At 47.1% G+C, this 14,740-nt stretch carries 20 protein-coding genes; 8 read left to right on the top strand and 12 right to left on the bottom strand.

Annotated elements, in window-relative coordinates; all coding sequences use genetic code 11:
* Window positions 1-4: 4 nt before the first annotated feature.
* From PG915_RS12850 to PG915_RS12835, 4 genes are read right to left on the bottom strand one after another with little or no spacing between them, the layout of a single operon-like run.
* Window positions 5-430, bottom strand: coding sequence for a DUF2069 domain-containing protein (locus PG915_RS12850; RefSeq protein WP_353496867.1), 426 nt, complete (start codon window positions 428-430; stop codon window positions 5-7).
* A gap of 33 nt (window positions 431-463) precedes the next feature.
* On the bottom strand, window positions 464-1,039 hold the full coding sequence (gene wrbA / locus PG915_RS12845) for an NAD(P)H:quinone oxidoreductase (protein WP_353496866.1): 576 nt from the start codon (window positions 1,037-1,039) through the stop codon (window positions 464-466).
* On the bottom strand, window positions 1,039-1,389 hold the full coding sequence (gene arsC / locus PG915_RS12840) for an arsenate reductase (glutaredoxin) (RefSeq protein WP_112459673.1): 351 nt from the start codon (window positions 1,387-1,389) through the stop codon (window positions 1,039-1,041). Before arsC ends, wrbA begins: the two co-directional genes overlap by 1 nt.
* A gap of 18 nt (window positions 1,390-1,407) precedes the next feature.
* Window positions 1,408-2,859 carry a M48 family metallopeptidase gene (locus PG915_RS12835; RefSeq protein ID WP_353496865.1) on the bottom strand — a complete coding sequence of 484 codons (1,452 nt, stop codon included), beginning with the start codon at window positions 2,857-2,859 and terminating at the stop codon, window positions 1,408-1,410.
* A gap of 265 nt (window positions 2,860-3,124) precedes the next feature.
* Between PG915_RS12835 and PG915_RS12830 the strand changes: the two genes are divergently transcribed.
* Complete coding sequence (locus PG915_RS12830; protein ID WP_353496864.1) at window positions 3,125-3,382, top strand: sulfurtransferase TusA family protein; 258 nt, start codon at window positions 3,125-3,127, stop codon at window positions 3,380-3,382.
* A complete protein-coding gene (locus PG915_RS12825; protein ID WP_353496863.1) occupies window positions 3,376-4,446 on the top strand; it encodes an AI-2E family transporter in 1,071 nt (356 codons plus the stop codon). Before PG915_RS12830 ends, PG915_RS12825 begins: the two co-directional genes overlap by 7 nt.
* A 71-nt stretch (window positions 4,447-4,517) precedes the next feature.
* Here the strand turns inward: PG915_RS12825 and bcp are convergent, their stop codons facing one another.
* Both bcp and PG915_RS12815 read right to left on the bottom strand, forming a co-directional pair.
* Window positions 4,518-4,982 (bottom strand): thioredoxin-dependent thiol peroxidase, encoded by a 465-nt coding sequence (bcp, locus tag PG915_RS12820; RefSeq protein ID WP_353496862.1) that lies wholly within the window; start codon window positions 4,980-4,982, stop codon window positions 4,518-4,520.
* 31 nt (window positions 4,983-5,013) lie between these two features.
* On the bottom strand, window positions 5,014-5,556 hold the full coding sequence (locus PG915_RS12815) for a glycine cleavage system protein R (protein ID WP_042496795.1): 543 nt from the start codon (window positions 5,554-5,556) through the stop codon (window positions 5,014-5,016).
* Between the two features lie 326 nt (window positions 5,557-5,882).
* Between PG915_RS12815 and dapA the strand changes: the two genes are divergently transcribed.
* The gene (dapA, locus tag PG915_RS12810) at window positions 5,883-6,761 is read left to right on the top strand and encodes a 4-hydroxy-tetrahydrodipicolinate synthase (RefSeq protein WP_042496796.1); all 879 of its coding nucleotides are present in this window, start codon (window positions 5,883-5,885) and stop codon (window positions 6,759-6,761) included.
* Between the two features lie 50 nt (window positions 6,762-6,811).
* Window positions 6,812-7,834, top strand: a complete 1,023-nt coding sequence (gene bamC, locus PG915_RS12805; protein ID WP_353496861.1) for an outer membrane protein assembly factor BamC — start codon at window positions 6,812-6,814, stop codon at window positions 7,832-7,834.
* Between the two features lie 104 nt (window positions 7,835-7,938).
* On the opposite strand, the gene PG915_RS12800 is transcribed toward bamC, so the two are convergent.
* From PG915_RS12800 to PG915_RS12785, 4 genes are read right to left on the bottom strand one after another with little or no spacing between them, the layout of a single operon-like run.
* Entirely contained in the window at window positions 7,939-8,151 is a 213-nt protein-coding gene (locus tag PG915_RS12800) for a DUF2897 family protein (protein WP_353496860.1), read from the bottom strand.
* 9 nt (window positions 8,152-8,160) lie between these two features.
* Window positions 8,161-8,835: a M15 family metallopeptidase gene (locus tag PG915_RS12795; protein ID WP_353496859.1), complete on the bottom strand. Its 675-nt coding sequence runs from the start codon at window positions 8,833-8,835 to the stop codon at window positions 8,161-8,163.
* A gap of 31 nt (window positions 8,836-8,866) precedes the next feature.
* The gene (gene dapE, locus PG915_RS12790; protein ID WP_353496858.1) at window positions 8,867-10,006 is read right to left on the bottom strand and encodes a succinyl-diaminopimelate desuccinylase; all 1,140 of its coding nucleotides are present in this window, start codon (window positions 10,004-10,006) and stop codon (window positions 8,867-8,869) included.
* A 58-nt stretch (window positions 10,007-10,064) separates the two neighbouring features.
* Window positions 10,065-10,415, bottom strand: a complete 351-nt coding sequence (locus tag PG915_RS12785) for an ArsC family reductase (protein WP_353496857.1) — start codon at window positions 10,413-10,415, stop codon at window positions 10,065-10,067.
* A gap of 285 nt (window positions 10,416-10,700) precedes the next feature.
* Between PG915_RS12785 and PG915_RS12780 the strand changes: the two genes are divergently transcribed.
* A complete protein-coding gene (locus PG915_RS12780) occupies window positions 10,701-10,982 on the top strand; it encodes a winged helix-turn-helix domain-containing protein (RefSeq protein WP_042496808.1) in 282 nt (93 codons plus the stop codon).
* 89 nt (window positions 10,983-11,071) lie between these two features.
* On the opposite strand, the gene PG915_RS12775 is transcribed toward PG915_RS12780, so the two are convergent.
* Both PG915_RS12775 and PG915_RS12770 read right to left on the bottom strand, forming a co-directional pair.
* Window positions 11,072-11,437, bottom strand: coding sequence for a DUF4156 domain-containing protein (locus PG915_RS12775; protein WP_353496856.1), 366 nt, complete (start codon window positions 11,435-11,437; stop codon window positions 11,072-11,074).
* Window positions 11,424-11,765 carry a DUF2956 domain-containing protein gene (locus tag PG915_RS12770; RefSeq protein WP_353496855.1) on the bottom strand — a complete coding sequence of 114 codons (342 nt, stop codon included), beginning with the start codon at window positions 11,763-11,765 and terminating at the stop codon, window positions 11,424-11,426. The genes PG915_RS12775 and PG915_RS12770 overlap by 14 nt, the downstream gene beginning before the upstream one ends.
* A 113-nt stretch (window positions 11,766-11,878) precedes the next feature.
* Between PG915_RS12770 and PG915_RS12765 the strand changes: the two genes are divergently transcribed.
* From PG915_RS12765 to PG915_RS12755, 3 genes are all read left to right on the top strand, one after another.
* A complete protein-coding gene (locus PG915_RS12765; protein WP_353496854.1) occupies window positions 11,879-12,340 on the top strand; it encodes a DUF2919 domain-containing protein in 462 nt (153 codons plus the stop codon).
* 70 nt (window positions 12,341-12,410) lie between these two features.
* Window positions 12,411-13,316, top strand: a complete 906-nt coding sequence (locus tag PG915_RS12760) for a Dyp-type peroxidase (protein ID WP_353496853.1) — start codon at window positions 12,411-12,413, stop codon at window positions 13,314-13,316.
* A gap of 134 nt (window positions 13,317-13,450) precedes the next feature.
* A complete protein-coding gene (locus tag PG915_RS12755) occupies window positions 13,451-14,587 on the top strand; it encodes a flagellin (RefSeq protein ID WP_353496852.1) in 1,137 nt (378 codons plus the stop codon).
* Window positions 14,588-14,740: the final 153 nt, after the last annotated feature.

The raw sequence follows: 14,740 nt of genomic DNA, 5'->3' as shown, positions 1-14,740 counted from the left end.
TTTGCTATTTTCCAAAGCGCTCTCGCTCTTTCTTTTCTACCGATGACAACCTAGGTAGCTTCAATCCCATGTCTCGGCCTTTCAGGCGAGCATAAACGGTATTACCTACAAAGGCGAAACTGGTGAGAATTAGCTCCGCAAGAGCTAGCCATCGCTCGCCCTCATCGGCGTATAGCAGAGTCAGCGCATGTAAAAAGTACAGCATCAACACAAAGTTTGCCCAAGCGTGGGTATAAGGTTTCCCCGCTAGTATGCCTGGCAGAGGTAGCAGCAAAGGGATCAACCAGGCCACAGTTAAAGCGTACGGGTTGATGTGCGGGTGCGGCGACAAATAGCCGTGCCATAAGCCTACCCAAAAGAGCAGGGCAAAGTTGGCACTTAGGGCAAAGGCGCGCATGTTTGCAGTGTTGATTGGGGAATTACGGCTCATCGATTGTACCTAGTCCTTGATACAGATTAGTTTTTAGTTAGCGTTTTTTAGCTTGCTTGCGGTGGACGCCAATCGTTGGCCAAGCGCCGTCGCTAACGTGTACTCTTCTTCGCTCAGCTGTACACCGTTGTTCGCTACATGAGAAGCACCGTATGGGGTGCCGCCAGTGGTGGTCGAGTGAAGTTTTGGCTCACTATAAGGAATCCCCATCAGCATCATGCCATGGTGCAGTAACGGCAGCATCATACTCATAGCCGTGCTTTCTTGTCCGCCATGCATCGATGATGATGAAGTGAACACACAAGCCGGCTTATCGATGAGACTACCGCTGAGCCAAAGCGAGGTGGTTTGATCCCAGAAATGTTTTAATGGCGCTGCCATATTGCCAAACCAAACTGGGCTTCCCATCGCGAGCCCATCACAAGCTTTTAACTCGGCGAGAGTAGCGATAGCATCGGTTTGTGATTCTCGCTCACCTTCCAGCTCTGGCACGGTTCGCAGCAGCGCTTCGCAGCCCTCTATCGACTCAATACCGCGGGCTATGGCGCGAGCCAGCCGTTGGGTACTCCCATGACGGCTATAGTACAACACCAATATTTGGCAAGACATTATAGGATCTCAAGCACTTGCTCTGGTGGGCGGCCGTGTTTGGCTTTGCCGTTAGTCACGACGATTGGGCGCTCGATAAGCTTAGGGTTCTCAAACATCGCTTGGAATAGTTGGTCATCGGTCAAGCTTGGGTCAGCGAGGTTGAGCTGCTTGTAGATATCTTCTTTGGTACGCATCATCGCACGCACGCTTTCTAATTCAAGCTGTTCAAAGATCTCTTTTAGCTTTTCAACCGTTGGCGGTGTGTCTAGATACTTCACAACCTCTGGCTCAATGCCTTTTTCTTCTAATAGCGATAGTGTTTGACGGCTTTTTGAGCAACGTGGGTTATGAAAAATGGTGACTGACATAAGGTTTCCTTTCTGTTTTTATTGTAGTGCCATGAAACGGTCACGGGCGACCAATAGTTGGTCTATTCGTGCGTCATAGCGAGCTTGTTTTAAACTTCCGAGTTCGGCGAGTTGGCTGGCCTGCGAGTAGAACTGAATCGACTTATCCCACTGAGCGTTTAACGCCATAAGTTCAGCGCGTGCTGCCAAGTCTTCTGCACTGTTACCCAGTTTAATATTGGCCTCAGATAGCAAGTGCCAGCCGTTGGTGTCTTTTGGCCTATCGTGGGTAAAGCGCTGCAATACCTTGATAGCCTCATCCGTTTTGTCACTTTCAAGCAGCGCATTGGCATAGTTGATAGTGATAACCGCATTATTCGGTTTGACCTTGAGTGAGCTTTCCATCAGTTTGACTGATTTTTCAGGCTGCTTTTTCGCGATGTAAAGATCTGATGCTGCATCAAGATAGAAGTTGTTGTTCGGATCATGTTCGAGCAATTTATCGAGTATTGCTTCGGCTTTGTCTAGCTGGTTCGTGTCGAGATAGACCAACGCCTTACCATACTCAAACGAGTTCTGAATTTTCGGTGGTGCCTTTCTGGCGGTACGCTTAAACCAATCCATTGCCGCATCGGATTTGATGCCCGCATGGCGAGCAACAATGCGTGCTCTAGCCAAGTGGTAACTGATTGATGGCTGTACACGCAGCGGTGGGTAAGCCTGAGCACGTTCACGGGTATCGGTAATACGATCTTCTGGCAATGGGTGAGTCAGCAACATTGGTGGTGGCTTACTGGCGTATCGATATTCATCGGCGAGGCGGCCGAAAAAGCGAGGCATGTCATTCACATCGAATTGAGCGCGCGCCAAGGTGGCAATGCCAAAACGGTCTGCTTCTTTTTCGTTACTACGGGTGTAGTTGATAGAAGCCTGCATTGAGCCTGCGGTTGTTGCCGTTAGCGCCGCCATGCCTGCTTGAGGGGCAGCGATAGCGAGCAGTAGTGAACCTACTAGCGCGGCAACCGTTGCCGGAGAGCGGCGTGCTTCGTCTTCCATTCTGCGTGCCAGGTGACGCTGGGTCACGTGGGCAATTTCGTGCGCCATAACAGAGGCAAGCTCACTTTCTGAGTGAGCATGCAGAAATAAGCCTGAATGAAGCGCAACATATCCGCCAAAGAAGGCAAATGCGTTGATGTTTCGATCGCGGATCATAAAGAAAGTGAACGGCGTTTTCACATCGTTAGCGCTGGAGACTAAGCGATGTCCAACCGAGTCTATGTATTCGTTGAGCACAGGGTCGTTAATGATGGGTGAGCTGGCACGAATCATACGCATGTAGGCATCGCCATAGATAAGCTCTTGATCTATGGTTAGGGTTGCACCCGCAGCCGTGCCGATATCGGGCAGATCCATTTCGGCGTACGACACTTGGGGAGTAGATAATGTGGCTGCAATACATAAGCAAAGCAACGAGCGGGTACGTTTCAACATGCTGGTGAGGTAACTCCTTTATAATTGGTAAGTAAGACCACAAAACTGACGCTGGGTTTCCTACCATATCCTCTAGGGCAACATTTTTGCATACGGATAGGCGTTAGAAAAGGACTTATCCGTGACAAAGATAGACTTTGGGTATTGTTTGTTGGTGATACATTGCTGAGGTAATTGGCGTTCTGTAACACATACAGGTTGGGGATGCCTGAAAAAGTCTTTACAATAGACGCATTGAAGGTAAATCACATACTGCGTGTGCAAGATGACGAGTGAAAACAAGCTGATGACGCACATTGAACTCGATTTAGAGCAAGAGCGTTGTCCTATGTCGTTGCTTTTGGTGAAGCGAGCTTATAAAGCACTCGGCTTCAACCAGACACTAAAGGTTCGAATCGTAGACAGTCAGTCCGTTCGTGATTGCAGCAATTATCTGCTCAGGCATAAAGCTGACGTGCAGTGCCAGCAGCAGGGTGAGGTTACCGTAATGACGATAGTTAATAAGAAGGATAGCGAATGCTAGACATGGTTCGTCGTTGGTACAAACGACGTTTTTCAGATCCAGATGCGGTAAGTCTGGTGGTTATTTTGCTATTTGGTTTTATCACCATTTACTTCTTTGGCAACTTGATTGCCCCACTGCTTGTTGCGATTGTTCTGGCCTACTTACTCGAATGGCCGGTAAGTCAGCTAAGAAAGCTCGGGTTACCGCGTACGGTTGCTGTCATAACCGTGATTCTAGCGTTTATTGGTTTGATGCTGATGGCTATCTTTGGTTTGGTACCGACCATATGGAATCAGATCGGTAACCTTCTCAATGATATTCCCAACATGTACAGCGGTTTACAGCAGTTTGTGGCGTCTATTCCAGAACGCTACCCAGACCTTGCTGAAGTGCATATCGTCGAGACTATTTTTAGTAACGTTAAAGATAAAGTCTTGCTGCTTGGTGAGAACGTAGTTAAAGGTTCAGTGGCGTCTTTAGTGAGTTTAGCTGCGCTTGCCGTGTATTTGATTCTGGTACCGCTGTTGGTATTTTTCTTATTGAAAGACAAAGACGAGATGGTGGATATGGCGAGCGGCGTGCTACCAAGAAACCGCCGCTTAGCCAACAAAGTATGGATTGAGATGAACCAACAAATCTCTAATTATATTCGCGGTAAAGTGCTGGAAATCCTCATTGTAGGTACAGTCAGTTACATCACCTTTGCGATTCTAGATTTGCGCTATGCGGTACTGCTTGCTGTCCTTGTCGGCTTCTCTGTACTTATTCCTTACATTGGCGCTGCAGCTGTCACTGTGCCTGTGGCGATCGTTGGTTTGTTCCAATGGGGGTTAACACCACAATTCTACTGGCTGCTGGTGGCTTATGGCATCATTCAGGCGCTGGATGGAAACGTATTGGTGCCGATCTTGTTCTCTGAGGCGGTAAACCTTCACCCTGTGGCGATCATCGTTGCCGTATTGGTGTTTGGAGGCCTATGGGGCTTTTGGGGCGTGTTCTTTGCGATACCGTTGGCGACGCTTGTGAAAGCGGTATGGAATGCACTGCCAAGCCATGATGACCCAATACAGCCCGCGACATAGAAGCAAATAACATTCATAGTAAAAAGCCGCTCAAAAGAGCGGCTTTTCTATAAGCAAACTTTACGGAAGGTTTAGCTGTTCAAGTAATCCAATACAACTTCGTGGTGAGTCTTAGTTTTGAACTTGTTGAACACGTGCTCTATCACACCTTCTTCATTGATCAAAAAGCTGATGCGGTGCAGGCCGTCATAGACTTTGCCCATGAACTTCTTCTCGCCCCACACCCCAAACTGCTCTGCGACAGCGTGGTCTTCATCTGACAATAGCGTGAAGTTAAGTTGGTCACGTTCGATAAATTTACCTAAGCGCTTTACTGGGTCAATGCTCACGCCCAGAACAACCACATTGTGAGCGTCTAGCTCTGCTTTGGTATCGCGAAGGCCTTGCGCTTGAACGGTACAGCCAGGTGTCATCGCTTTAGGGTAAAAATAAAACAGGACTTTCTTGCCTTTAAAATCTGCCAAAGTAACCGTATTACCATCTTGGTCGAGCAGTGAAAATTGTGGGGCTGGTGTGCCCGCAGTCAATGTGTTCATTGAAATTCCTTTGAAGATCGAATTGCTATTTTTAGTGGCCGCCGCTGATGAAGTTTAGCGACCCTTTTACAGAAAGTTGATTGCAAAGCGCTTCAAATTCTTCCTGAAGCTGCATTAGATTGCAGTCTTCTTCGACGTTGGCACTTAACGCAATTTGGAACTGATCAACGTCGGTACCCGCCCTTTCTTTGACAATGGTTTGCGCGCTGAGCGAGGCGAGACCAATGTTTTTATCGGCGAAGAACTGGGTAAACTCCTCGGTTAACCCAACGCGATCCTCGGATTCGATAAACACTTCCACAGTGTATTGATTCGGGATTGAGTCGTGTTTGGAGGTACGTTTCATCATGGTGATCAGATCATGTTCCTGACCTAAAAGCGGCAAAGTGGTTTCTACGCGAGTGATGTAGCTTGGGTTACCAGATATCAGCATGATGAGCGTGAACTCATTGCCGAACATGGCGATGCGACTATCGATGATATTACAACCTGCGTTGGCAACGAGGTGGACGATTTCATTGCAGATCCCTGGTCGGTCTGAGCCAACTGCGGTAATCACTAAATACTGATTCATAGTGTCACTCTAAGTTCCTTGTTGGCTATATGTTAGCATAGCTATGGGCAAAGCTCTTGTGATTGATGTAACCGATTCTCGCAAATCAAAAATCTTAATACCCGTGGTGAGTGCTAAGGTGCCGATTATGTAAGCAGCTTGGGTGCCCAAGAGCAAAATTAACCCGCCACTGACACCTTTTAGGCGAAATAGCGCATCTTACACCTGCCTCATATCTGAAATCTGACATTATTCATCCACTTCTTGATGGGATCTGTTTTTCAGCTCTTGTGTTTATCAATAGCATTACAGTACCATGCAGTAAGTATCAATTTAGGGAGATCACCATGTTTTCAGGAAGTATTGTTGCGCTTATAACCCCTCTTACCACCGATGGCGAAGTCGATTTTGTTAGTTTACGAAAACTGGTCGAGTATCATATTGCTGCGGGTACGGATGGCATTGTTGCTGTTGGTACAACTGGGGAGTCAGCAACATTAACGGTTGAAGAACATGTAAAAGTCGTCGCGAAAACCGTTGAGTTCGCTGATGGCCGCTTACCAATTATTGCTGGCACTGGTGCCAATGCCACTCATGAAGCGATTACGTTTAGCCGTCTATTTAACAACGTCGGCATTGCAGGCTGCTTGAGTGTGACTCCTTATTATAACAAGCCGACACAAGAAGGCTTGTACCAGCACTATAAAGCGATTTCTGAAGAAACTGACATTCCACAGATTCTTTATAATGTACCAGGCCGCACTGGTGTGGATATGCAGCCAGAAACCGTTGCGCGTTTGGCAGAGATTTCAAACATTGTTGCTTTGAAAGATGCGACGGGTGATCTGTCTCGAGTTCAAATTCATCGTGAACTTTGTGGCGAAGATTTTATCTTATTAAGTGGTGATGACGCGACTGGCCTTGATTTTGTTCAAATGGGCGGTAAAGGCGTTATCTCTGTGACCAACAATATCGCAGCAGCAGACATGGCAAACATGATGCATTTAGCATTAGAAGGTAAGTTTGAAGAAGCTAAGCTTATCAATGAGCGCCTGATGACTCTGCACAAGAATTTATTTGTTGAATCAAGCCCGATCCCAGTTAAGTGGGCGGCGCACAAAATGGGTCTCATCGCAAATGGCGACCTGAGACTGCCAATGACAGAGCTGTCTGAAAATGCGAAACCGATTGTGGCGAAAGCACTGACAGAAGCCTGCATTTACTAAATTGTATGAGTAAGAGGAGCGATACGCTCCTCTTATATAAGGGAGTATCAATGAAATTTTCACGTCAGCTAGCGGTCTCTACGTTAGCTGTTATTGTTTTAGCCGCGTGCTCAAGTGATCCGAAAAACCGTCGCGAAGCCAAAGATGACTTCAACTACCTTGAATCACCAGATCTAAGAAGCTGGACGTTACCTGAAGGCGCGACTCCTCAGTTTTACCCTAACTATGAGATCCCTCAAGGTGACTTTTCTGGTGGAATCGGTCGTGAAGTCGATATTCGTCCACCGCAACAAGTCTTAGAGCTGATCCCAGGCGCTCGTGTAGAACGACAGGGCTCAGAAGTAACGCTATGGCTACTTCAACAAGATGAAATGGACAAGGTTTGGGCAACGGTGAAAACCATGCTGGCCGAAATCAATGTTCAAGCGGTTGAAGAGGCCGACGATCGCATCGAAACTGATTGGGTATCTTGGGTGTCGGAAGACGAAGATGTTGAAATTGGCAGCCGTTACGAAATCACTCGTTTTGAGGCCAGTAATCGTTATGGTTTTAAAATGAAGCTGATCGATTGGCGTGAAGGTGGCTCAGTGAAACCAGTTACCCGCGTCAATGAAGAGCGTTACAACACTTTGATGACGAACTTAGTCACGGCGCGTTATGACCGCGACCTTCGTGAAGAAGCGGCGCTGCGAGCTCAAGAGTTGGTTAAATCTATCCCAATCAGCATGGGTACAGACCGTAGTGGCTTGCCGGTCATCATTGCACGTACGCCATACAATGTCTTGTGGCAAGAGCTTCCAACGCTACTACCGAAAATGGGCTTTACCATTGAAGAGCGCAACCAGTCTCAAGGCACAGCGAAAGCGAAATATGCGTCACCAGATGATGACTTCTGGAATGAGGTTGGTCTTAAGCCTATAGACCTTGAGCCGGGCGAGTATACTTTCTTGTTTGGTGATTTAGGTAACCGTACGTCGATCAATGTGACCGACAGTGATGGTAAACCTGTTGCTGAGAACTTACTACGTTCACTTGAGCCGCTTATCGCGACAGTTATCAAGAAAGAGCAATGATAAAGGTATAGCCTTCATCAAGACTCACGAAAAAGGACCGTTAAGGTCCTTTTTTATGCGCATAACACGGGTTTAAACTGTGGCTTCAACCCACAGTGATAAGGTTACTGAGGCTTATTGTGCTCATCATTCGGGGTGTCGCTGTACTTTTTTTTGTCTAACTCGTTGAGACGGTCTAGCTGATTCTTACGCGAATCAACCTTGTCACTTTGATCAAACTTCATGTTTGCCGTGTGTTTGAGCGCAGCAATGTTGCCAATCACCACAGCCAGTACCACGATTATGATTACCCAAGGGTTAAATAGCCATTCAATCATTGTCTGCTCTTAACGGTTTATGTTGGTCACATATTGATTGTAGATGGAATCGAGCTCAGAAAGTATCGCCTCACGTCCCAAAATATCCGATTGCTGTAAAACTTGTCGCCATTTATTGCAACAAAAGTGCGCTAAGCAAGTAGAACTCGCTTGGCGGTGGCTGATATGCCACGGCTCCATCGCTACGCCGCCTAGGTCTTTGCCATAAGGGAAGAAAAAACCATACAAAGGTGCGCACTCTTTAAGCCAGAGGTAAAACTCACGCTGGTGGCCATTTAAATACTCCCAAGGTTCCAACTGTAACTTAGTGTCTCTTGGAAGAAAATTACCAGCGTAGACATCGAAATCCGTGCCCCAGTGATGGCGACTCGCGCCGGGTAGGGCACTCCATTTTAAGATCGCTTGAACTTTCTCTAGCTCATTCATTTGCTCTGACGCCATCGGCTGACTGTTGTGATCCAAAATTGGCGTTGTGCCCGCCATTTTGTTGTTCCAAATTGTCAGTTGACGTTCAAACGAGCGATAGCCGCTTGCTAGGAATAGCTCAAATCCTGCTTGGTTTGCTGCATTCACTAGTGTCAGTAGGTCAGCTTGCACCTGCTCGTGCACCAAAAACGACTTACTCCCAATTGTGGTGTCAACCAAGGCATCTGTGGACTGCCCAACAAGCTGCGCTATCTGCATATTACCTTCTACCTAGTGCTCTCAACGTGACTTAGGACTTAGCGAACAAGTTAATCAAAGTGTGTTCATACATGTCAGTGAGTTTTTCAAGATCAGCGACATTCACGCACTCATTTACTTTGTGGATGGTGGCGTTGACAGGCCCGAGCTCAACAACTTGCGCACCCATTCGAGCGATGAAACGACCATCAGAGGTGCCACCGGTTGTTAGGAGCTCAGGTTTATGGTGATTCACTTCTTCTACCGCACTAACGATGGCATCAAGCAGGTTACCTTTATCCGTGAGGAACGGGTGACCGCTTAGCGTCCACTTAAGGTCGTAATCCAGTCCATGCAAGTCTAGCGTTGAATGGACACGGCTCTTGATGGTTTCATCGGTCAGTTCTGTACTGAAACGGAAGTTAAACTGCACGTTGAACTCACCTGGAATCACATTGCTCGCGCCAGTGCCTGAATGCAGGTTTGGGATCTGAAAGCTCGTTGGAGGGAAGTACTCGTTGCCGTCATCCCACTTAGTTGCCGTTAACTCTGCTAGCGCAGGTAGCGCTTGATGAACTGGGTTGTTTGCTAGGTGAGGATAAGCAACGTGACCTTGCGTACCTTTTACGGTTAGATCGCCGGTTATGGAACCACGACGACCATTTTTAACCACATCGCCAACGCTGTGCGTGCTGGATGGTTCACCGACAATACACATGTCGATGATTTCATCGCGTGCCATCAGGGTGTCTACGACGCGTGTAGTGCCATTGATGAACGGACCTTCTTCGTCAGAGGTGATTAAGAAACCAATCGAGCCAGTGTGATCTGGATGATTCTCAATAAAGCGTTCAACCGCAACAATCATACAGGCGAGTGAGCCTTTCATGTCCGCCGCGCCGCGACCGTGCAAATGACCGTCGATGATAGTTGGCTCAAATGGAGGCGTATGCCAGTGGTCGAGATTGCCCGCAGGAACTACGTCAGTGTGGCCAGCAAACGCAAACAGTGGCGCTTGTGTGCCGCGACGAGCCCAAAAGTTAGTGGTGTCTTCAAATACCATGACTTCGACATCAAAACCGAGTTTTTCTAGGCGCTCGATCATCACTTTCTGGCAATCGGCGTCTTCTGGTGTCACGGATTGGCGGCTAATTAAATCTTTTGCAAGAGCCAATACTGGGCTGTCATTCATCCTTGAGGATCCTTGTTTCTAAATTTACTAATGAGAGGGAGTTAATTTGGCGGCTAAATTACACACTAAACACTTGTTGGTATTGCTCTGCTTTGAATCCGATATGCAGCGTGCCGTCCACATCTAGGATAGGGCGTTTGATCATTGCTGAGTGTTCAACAAGTAGCGAAATCGCCGTTTCTTGATTCAAGCTGTCCTTTTGCTCTTGAGTCAGTTGACGGTAGGTGGTGCCGCGTTTATTGACCACTTGTTCCCAGCCAAGTTGTTCGCAGAACTGGCGAACCATTTCTTCACTGATACCATCTTTACGGTAGTTGTGAAATTGATAGTCTAACTCATTGGCTTCAAGCCATTTTTTTGCTTTTTTAATCGTGTCGCAGTTGGGAATACCAAACATCGTTGTGGCCATGATGACTTCCTTATGGGCGTTGAACTGTTTACTTTATTATTGTGTGTTGAGCGCTTAGAAATAGAAATTGGCGCTCAACACTTGCTTGTGTCTAAGCATCCTATCAAGAAGTGCCGTGTTAAACAAAACCTTGTCAGTGGTCACAGTTTTTATGCTTGTTTTCGCCACTTAAGGTTACAAATTGTTGAATTTCGAAATTAACACGATGAGCGAGAACTTGATCGAGCGCAAAACGGCCAAATGGAAATGCAATATATTGGAAAAGCACATAAATAGGAGGTGTCAATGGAACTGAGTCCTGTTTTTGCACGTCGTCTCTATCTTGCCTTGCTCGTCGAGAGCATTGAAAGACCGAATGTGCCAAAACTAATCGAGAAAACGGGTTGGCCTCGCCGTACCATTCAAGATGTTATCAAAGCGCTACCTGGTATCGGCATTGAGCTCATGTTTGTTCAAGATGGGCGTCGACACAATGATGGTTATTACCAGTTATCAGACTGGGGGCCTTTTGACAGCCAGTGGGTTATTGATCGTCAAGACGATATTGAAACCACGTTGGGCGTATAGCCTCGCTGCAAAAGGGTTTGTATACTCATTGTGCGCGGTAACCCAAAGTGCATGAGAATGAAAAATAAAGCCGAAGCTAAGCTTCGGCTTTATTTTTTGCAGCGATAGGCGCTGCCAAATAGGGTAACTGAGGTTTCAAAGTCGACAGGGGTGAGCAGTAACACTGTATCACCACCTAAAGCCGCCGTCTGATTCTTTATTTCGTTGACCGCGCCTTCGGTGAGAGACTTGTTGCTAAAGAAGAGGTAGGTATACCAATGACCTTCTGAGCCTCTTACATCTCCTTTCCACTGACATTGAGATACATCGATGTTTGCATCGGCTCTTACCTCAACCGTCTGAGCTCGCTCGGATTGCAATTGATTAAAAGGTTGAGAGCAGCCTGATAACAAGGTAAAAGAAGCGAGCGTTATTCCCCATCCTGTTTTGCTTAGGAATCGATTAAATCGCGACATAGCTGATAAACCCTATCCAGCTTACGACAAGTAGTGCCCATGGCAGCATATCTTGACGGGATTTGCTTTTTTCTACTGATGTGGGTTGCGGCTCGTTGACTGCTTCTTGATGAGTCTGTTGCTTGGCTCGTTTCTGTTTCTTGAGCGCTTTATCCGCTTGACGCTTGCGCTCTTTTTGCTGCTTCTTGTATTGAGCAATGCCTTTTTCGATGCCCTGAGCGATTAATTTGGTCTGCTCTTTGGTTTGCCCTGGCTTTTGGGTAGCTTTAGCAATTCTCATTGCTTCTTGCTGAGTTTCCACTGAAGGGGCAGTTTTATCGTTCTTCATGCTATTTCCGCGCGAGAGTTTTCGAGCATCTTAGCACAATGATTGCGCGAACCTTGAATGATTCGCGGGTTAGCACCATATACTTTGATATGAGTTAAAAATAGAGACGTACAATGCGCTACGGCATCGAACAATATGATCAACACGGCTTGTTAAAGACACCGATTTTACTTTGGCTGGGATGGGCGTTCCTTATTCGTGCTTGGGTGGTCTTTGTCGTCGCGGGGGCGAGTCGCCAAGAGGGGAGTACCATATTACAGTATGTTTACCCAAACCATACTATGCTGTACCTCGGGCTGGCGATGGGCTTACCTATCGTGGTTGGAATGTGGCTGGTTGGGCTCAGAAAAAGCGACTCAACAAACACCAACTTCATTGTCAGTCAGTTGAAGCCAGTGACTTTGTTTATTGTGATACTTCAGCTCGCACACACCGTTTATTTGGTTGATTTGCAGCATTGGCAATTTACTTGGACTAATGCGGTGACGTTGGTGTCTTTGATTTGGTTTGCGATCTACTTGGTCAACAGTCGTCGTGTGGCAGACAGCTTGGCGCTTCCAGCAAAAATCACTTAAGTTCCTGATCAAGGTCATACAATCAACAACTGTTAAAAAATACACTGAGCGAAAAAACAGAGGAAAGATAATGTCATTACCACAAAGTGCGATTGCGCCAGAGGCTGAGCCTTTTGCGTTATACACCCAACTCAAAGTCAATCAGAATGCTCAACAGGTGCTAGATGCCCTTCAGAAGCTACCCGCGTTAGTGGAAGAGCTGAATGAAGCTCAGCCCGGTGCTCAGTTAACACTATCTGTGGCTTTCTCTCACTCTTTTTGGTCTCAGCTAGAACAAACCATGCCGTCTGAGCTAAAGCCGTTCACTGAGCTTGGTGAGGGCGATATTTTTGCACCATCGTCAGATGTGGATGTACTGGCTCACTGTCACTCGAACCGCCACGACTTGCATTTCTATTTGCTGCGCAAGTTAATGGGTCAAATCGCTGAAGACGTTACAATTGTCGATGAAACACAAGGCTTCCGCTTTATGGATTCGCGAGACATGACAGATTTCGTTGACGGTACTGAGAACCCGAAAGGTGAACAGCGTGCTGAGGTAGCTCTAGTCGCAGACGGTGAGTTCGCTGGTGGTAGCTATGTCATGGTACAGCGCTTTGAGCACAACCTACCAGCTTGGAACCGTTTGAACGTTGCTGCGCAAGAGAAAGTTGTTGGCCGTACTAAGCCAGACAGTATCGAGCTCGAGGATGTTCCAGCTGCCTCGCACGTGGGTCGAGTTGACATTAAAGAAGAAGGCAAGGGACTGAAAATCGTTCGTCATAGCTTGCCTTACGGCACGGTTAGTGGCCCTCACGGTCTTCTGTTCATTGCTTACTGCAATACGGTTCACAACTTCGACGCAATGCTAGAAAGCATGTACGGCGCTACTGATGGCAAAACGGATCAATTGCTTCGCTTTACTAAAGCGGTCACAGGTGCTTACTTCTTTGCTCCGTCACAAACAATGCTAGCGGCGTTAACCGTCAAAGGTTAAGCGCAGCCAATTTCCCATAAGATACTCTCAAAGGCATATCACTTGTCTTTGAGAGTTCCTCTCTATATCTCTCAAGTTTCCAAAGTGTTGGTCGATAACTAAGCTATTCAATTCATCCTGTTTTTGGAAGCGACATGTCGATCACTGTAAATACCAATGTCAGCGCAATGGTGGCGCAAAACCACTTAGGTGCGGCGAGCAAAGCGCTCAGCCAGTCCTTAGAGCGTTTGTCGTCTGGGCATCGTATTAACAGCGCCAAAGACGATGCTGCGGGATTGCAGATTGCCAATCGACTCGATGCTCAGATCAGTGGGCTTGGCGTCGCACAGCGCAACGCCAATGACGGTATCTCCATCATGCAAACAGCAGAAGGGGCGATGAATGAAGCAACACAAATCCTACAGCGCATGCGTGATCTTTCTCTGCAAAGTGCCAACGGTGCTAACTCTTCACAAGACAGACAAGCGTTAGAACAAGAGTTTGTTGCGCTAAATAATGAACTAAACCGTATCGCAGAGACTACTAGCTTTGGTGGTCGGAAGCTCCTGAATGGCACGTTTGGTAGTTCAGAGTTTCAAATTGGTGCTCAATCGGGAGAAGCGCTGCAAGTCGGGCTTGCGAATTTGCGAACAGATCAATTGTCCATGGGCGGTGCTGTGTATCAAGCCGGAAACAGCGCACCACCTGAATGGCGAGTCGGGCAGAGTAATAATGCTCTGGCATTCAGCTATGTTGATGCTCAAGGTGTCAATCAATCTGTCGCGATTGAACTCAAACAAGGTGATGATATAGAGCAGGTCGCCACTTATATTAATGGTCAAACCGATGTGTTTGCCGCTTCGGTGGATGAGAATGGCCAACTTCAGATTTTCGCTGATTCGGACAAAGTGACCGGAGCGGTGAGTTTTTCTGGCACCTTTGCCAGTGAAGTCGGTTTGCAGACTGGCCAAGTCGTGACCGTCAACGACATGTCCATTGGTACTGTCGGCGGCGCGCAACTGTCAGTGTCCGTGCTAGATAAAGCGATGAAGTTTGTTGATAGCCACAGAGCAGAGCTTGGTGCGACTCAAAATCGTCTCAACCATACCATCAATAATCTCGCCAATATGGAAGAGAACCTTTCCGCATCACAAAGTCGTATCCGCGATACCGACTATGCCAAAGAGACCACTCAAATGCTTAAGCAACAAATCTTGCAGCAAGTGAGTACGACGGTATTAGCTCAAGCGAAACAAACGCCGAACTTGGCGTTAACTCTATTACAAGGCTAAGGGCATCGACCGTTTAAAGTCGAACTTTAGTCTTTTTTTGATAAAACATTTCTTTTTACCATTTCTGTCACATCTTCTATTCGATAGCTCAAAAAATCACAATTTTGTTCATTTTTTATCTCAAGTGTTAGGTTTTAAGGACGATAAAGAAAG

The sequence above is a fragment of the Vibrio sp. CB1-14 genome, assembly GCF_040412085.2.
Taxonomy (GTDB): Bacteria; Pseudomonadota; Gammaproteobacteria; order Enterobacterales; family Vibrionaceae; genus Vibrio; species Vibrio chaetopteri.
The sequence above is the reverse complement of the archived record's forward strand: the minus strand, read 5'-3'. Positions and strand labels throughout refer to the sequence as shown.

Bases quoted from the DNA above. Each gene is read 5' to 3' on its own strand.
- PG915_RS12850 (WP_353496867.1), bottom strand. From the start codon at position 430: ATGAGCCGTAATTCCCCAATCAACACTGCAAACATGCGCGCCTTTGCC.
- wrbA (WP_353496866.1), bottom strand. From the start codon at position 1,039: ATGTCTTGCCAAATATTGGTGTTGTACTATAGCCGTCATGGGAGTACC.
- arsC (WP_112459673.1), bottom strand. From the start codon at position 1,389: ATGTCAGTCACCATTTTTCATAACCCACGTTGCTCAAAAAGCCGTCAA.
- PG915_RS12835 (WP_353496865.1), bottom strand. From the start codon at position 2,859: ATGTTGAAACGTACCCGCTCGTTGCTTTGCTTATGTATTGCAGCCACA.
- PG915_RS12830 (WP_353496864.1), top strand. From the start codon at position 3,125: ATGACGAGTGAAAACAAGCTGATGACGCACATTGAACTCGATTTAGAG.
- PG915_RS12825 (WP_353496863.1), top strand. From the start codon at position 3,376: ATGCTAGACATGGTTCGTCGTTGGTACAAACGACGTTTTTCAGATCCA.
- bcp (WP_353496862.1), bottom strand. From the start codon at position 4,982: ATGAACACATTGACTGCGGGCACACCAGCCCCACAATTTTCACTGCTC.
- PG915_RS12815 (WP_042496795.1), bottom strand. From the start codon at position 5,556: ATGAATCAGTATTTAGTGATTACCGCAGTTGGCTCAGACCGACCAGGG.
- dapA (WP_042496796.1), top strand. From the start codon at position 5,883: ATGTTTTCAGGAAGTATTGTTGCGCTTATAACCCCTCTTACCACCGAT.
- bamC (WP_353496861.1), top strand. From the start codon at position 6,812: ATGAAATTTTCACGTCAGCTAGCGGTCTCTACGTTAGCTGTTATTGTT.
- PG915_RS12800 (WP_353496860.1), bottom strand. From the start codon at position 8,151: ATGATTGAATGGCTATTTAACCCTTGGGTAATCATAATCGTGGTACTG.
- PG915_RS12795 (WP_353496859.1), bottom strand. From the start codon at position 8,835: ATGCAGATAGCGCAGCTTGTTGGGCAGTCCACAGATGCCTTGGTTGAC.
- dapE (WP_353496858.1), bottom strand. From the start codon at position 10,006: ATGAATGACAGCCCAGTATTGGCTCTTGCAAAAGATTTAATTAGCCGC.
- PG915_RS12785 (WP_353496857.1), bottom strand. From the start codon at position 10,415: ATGGCCACAACGATGTTTGGTATTCCCAACTGCGACACGATTAAAAAA.
- PG915_RS12780 (WP_042496808.1), top strand. From the start codon at position 10,701: ATGGAACTGAGTCCTGTTTTTGCACGTCGTCTCTATCTTGCCTTGCTC.
- PG915_RS12775 (WP_353496856.1), bottom strand. From the start codon at position 11,437: ATGTCGCGATTTAATCGATTCCTAAGCAAAACAGGATGGGGAATAACG.
- PG915_RS12770 (WP_353496855.1), bottom strand. From the start codon at position 11,765: ATGAAGAACGATAAAACTGCCCCTTCAGTGGAAACTCAGCAAGAAGCA.
- PG915_RS12765 (WP_353496854.1), top strand. From the start codon at position 11,879: ATGCGCTACGGCATCGAACAATATGATCAACACGGCTTGTTAAAGACA.
- PG915_RS12760 (WP_353496853.1), top strand. From the start codon at position 12,411: ATGTCATTACCACAAAGTGCGATTGCGCCAGAGGCTGAGCCTTTTGCG.
- PG915_RS12755 (WP_353496852.1), top strand. From the start codon at position 13,451: ATGTCGATCACTGTAAATACCAATGTCAGCGCAATGGTGGCGCAAAAC.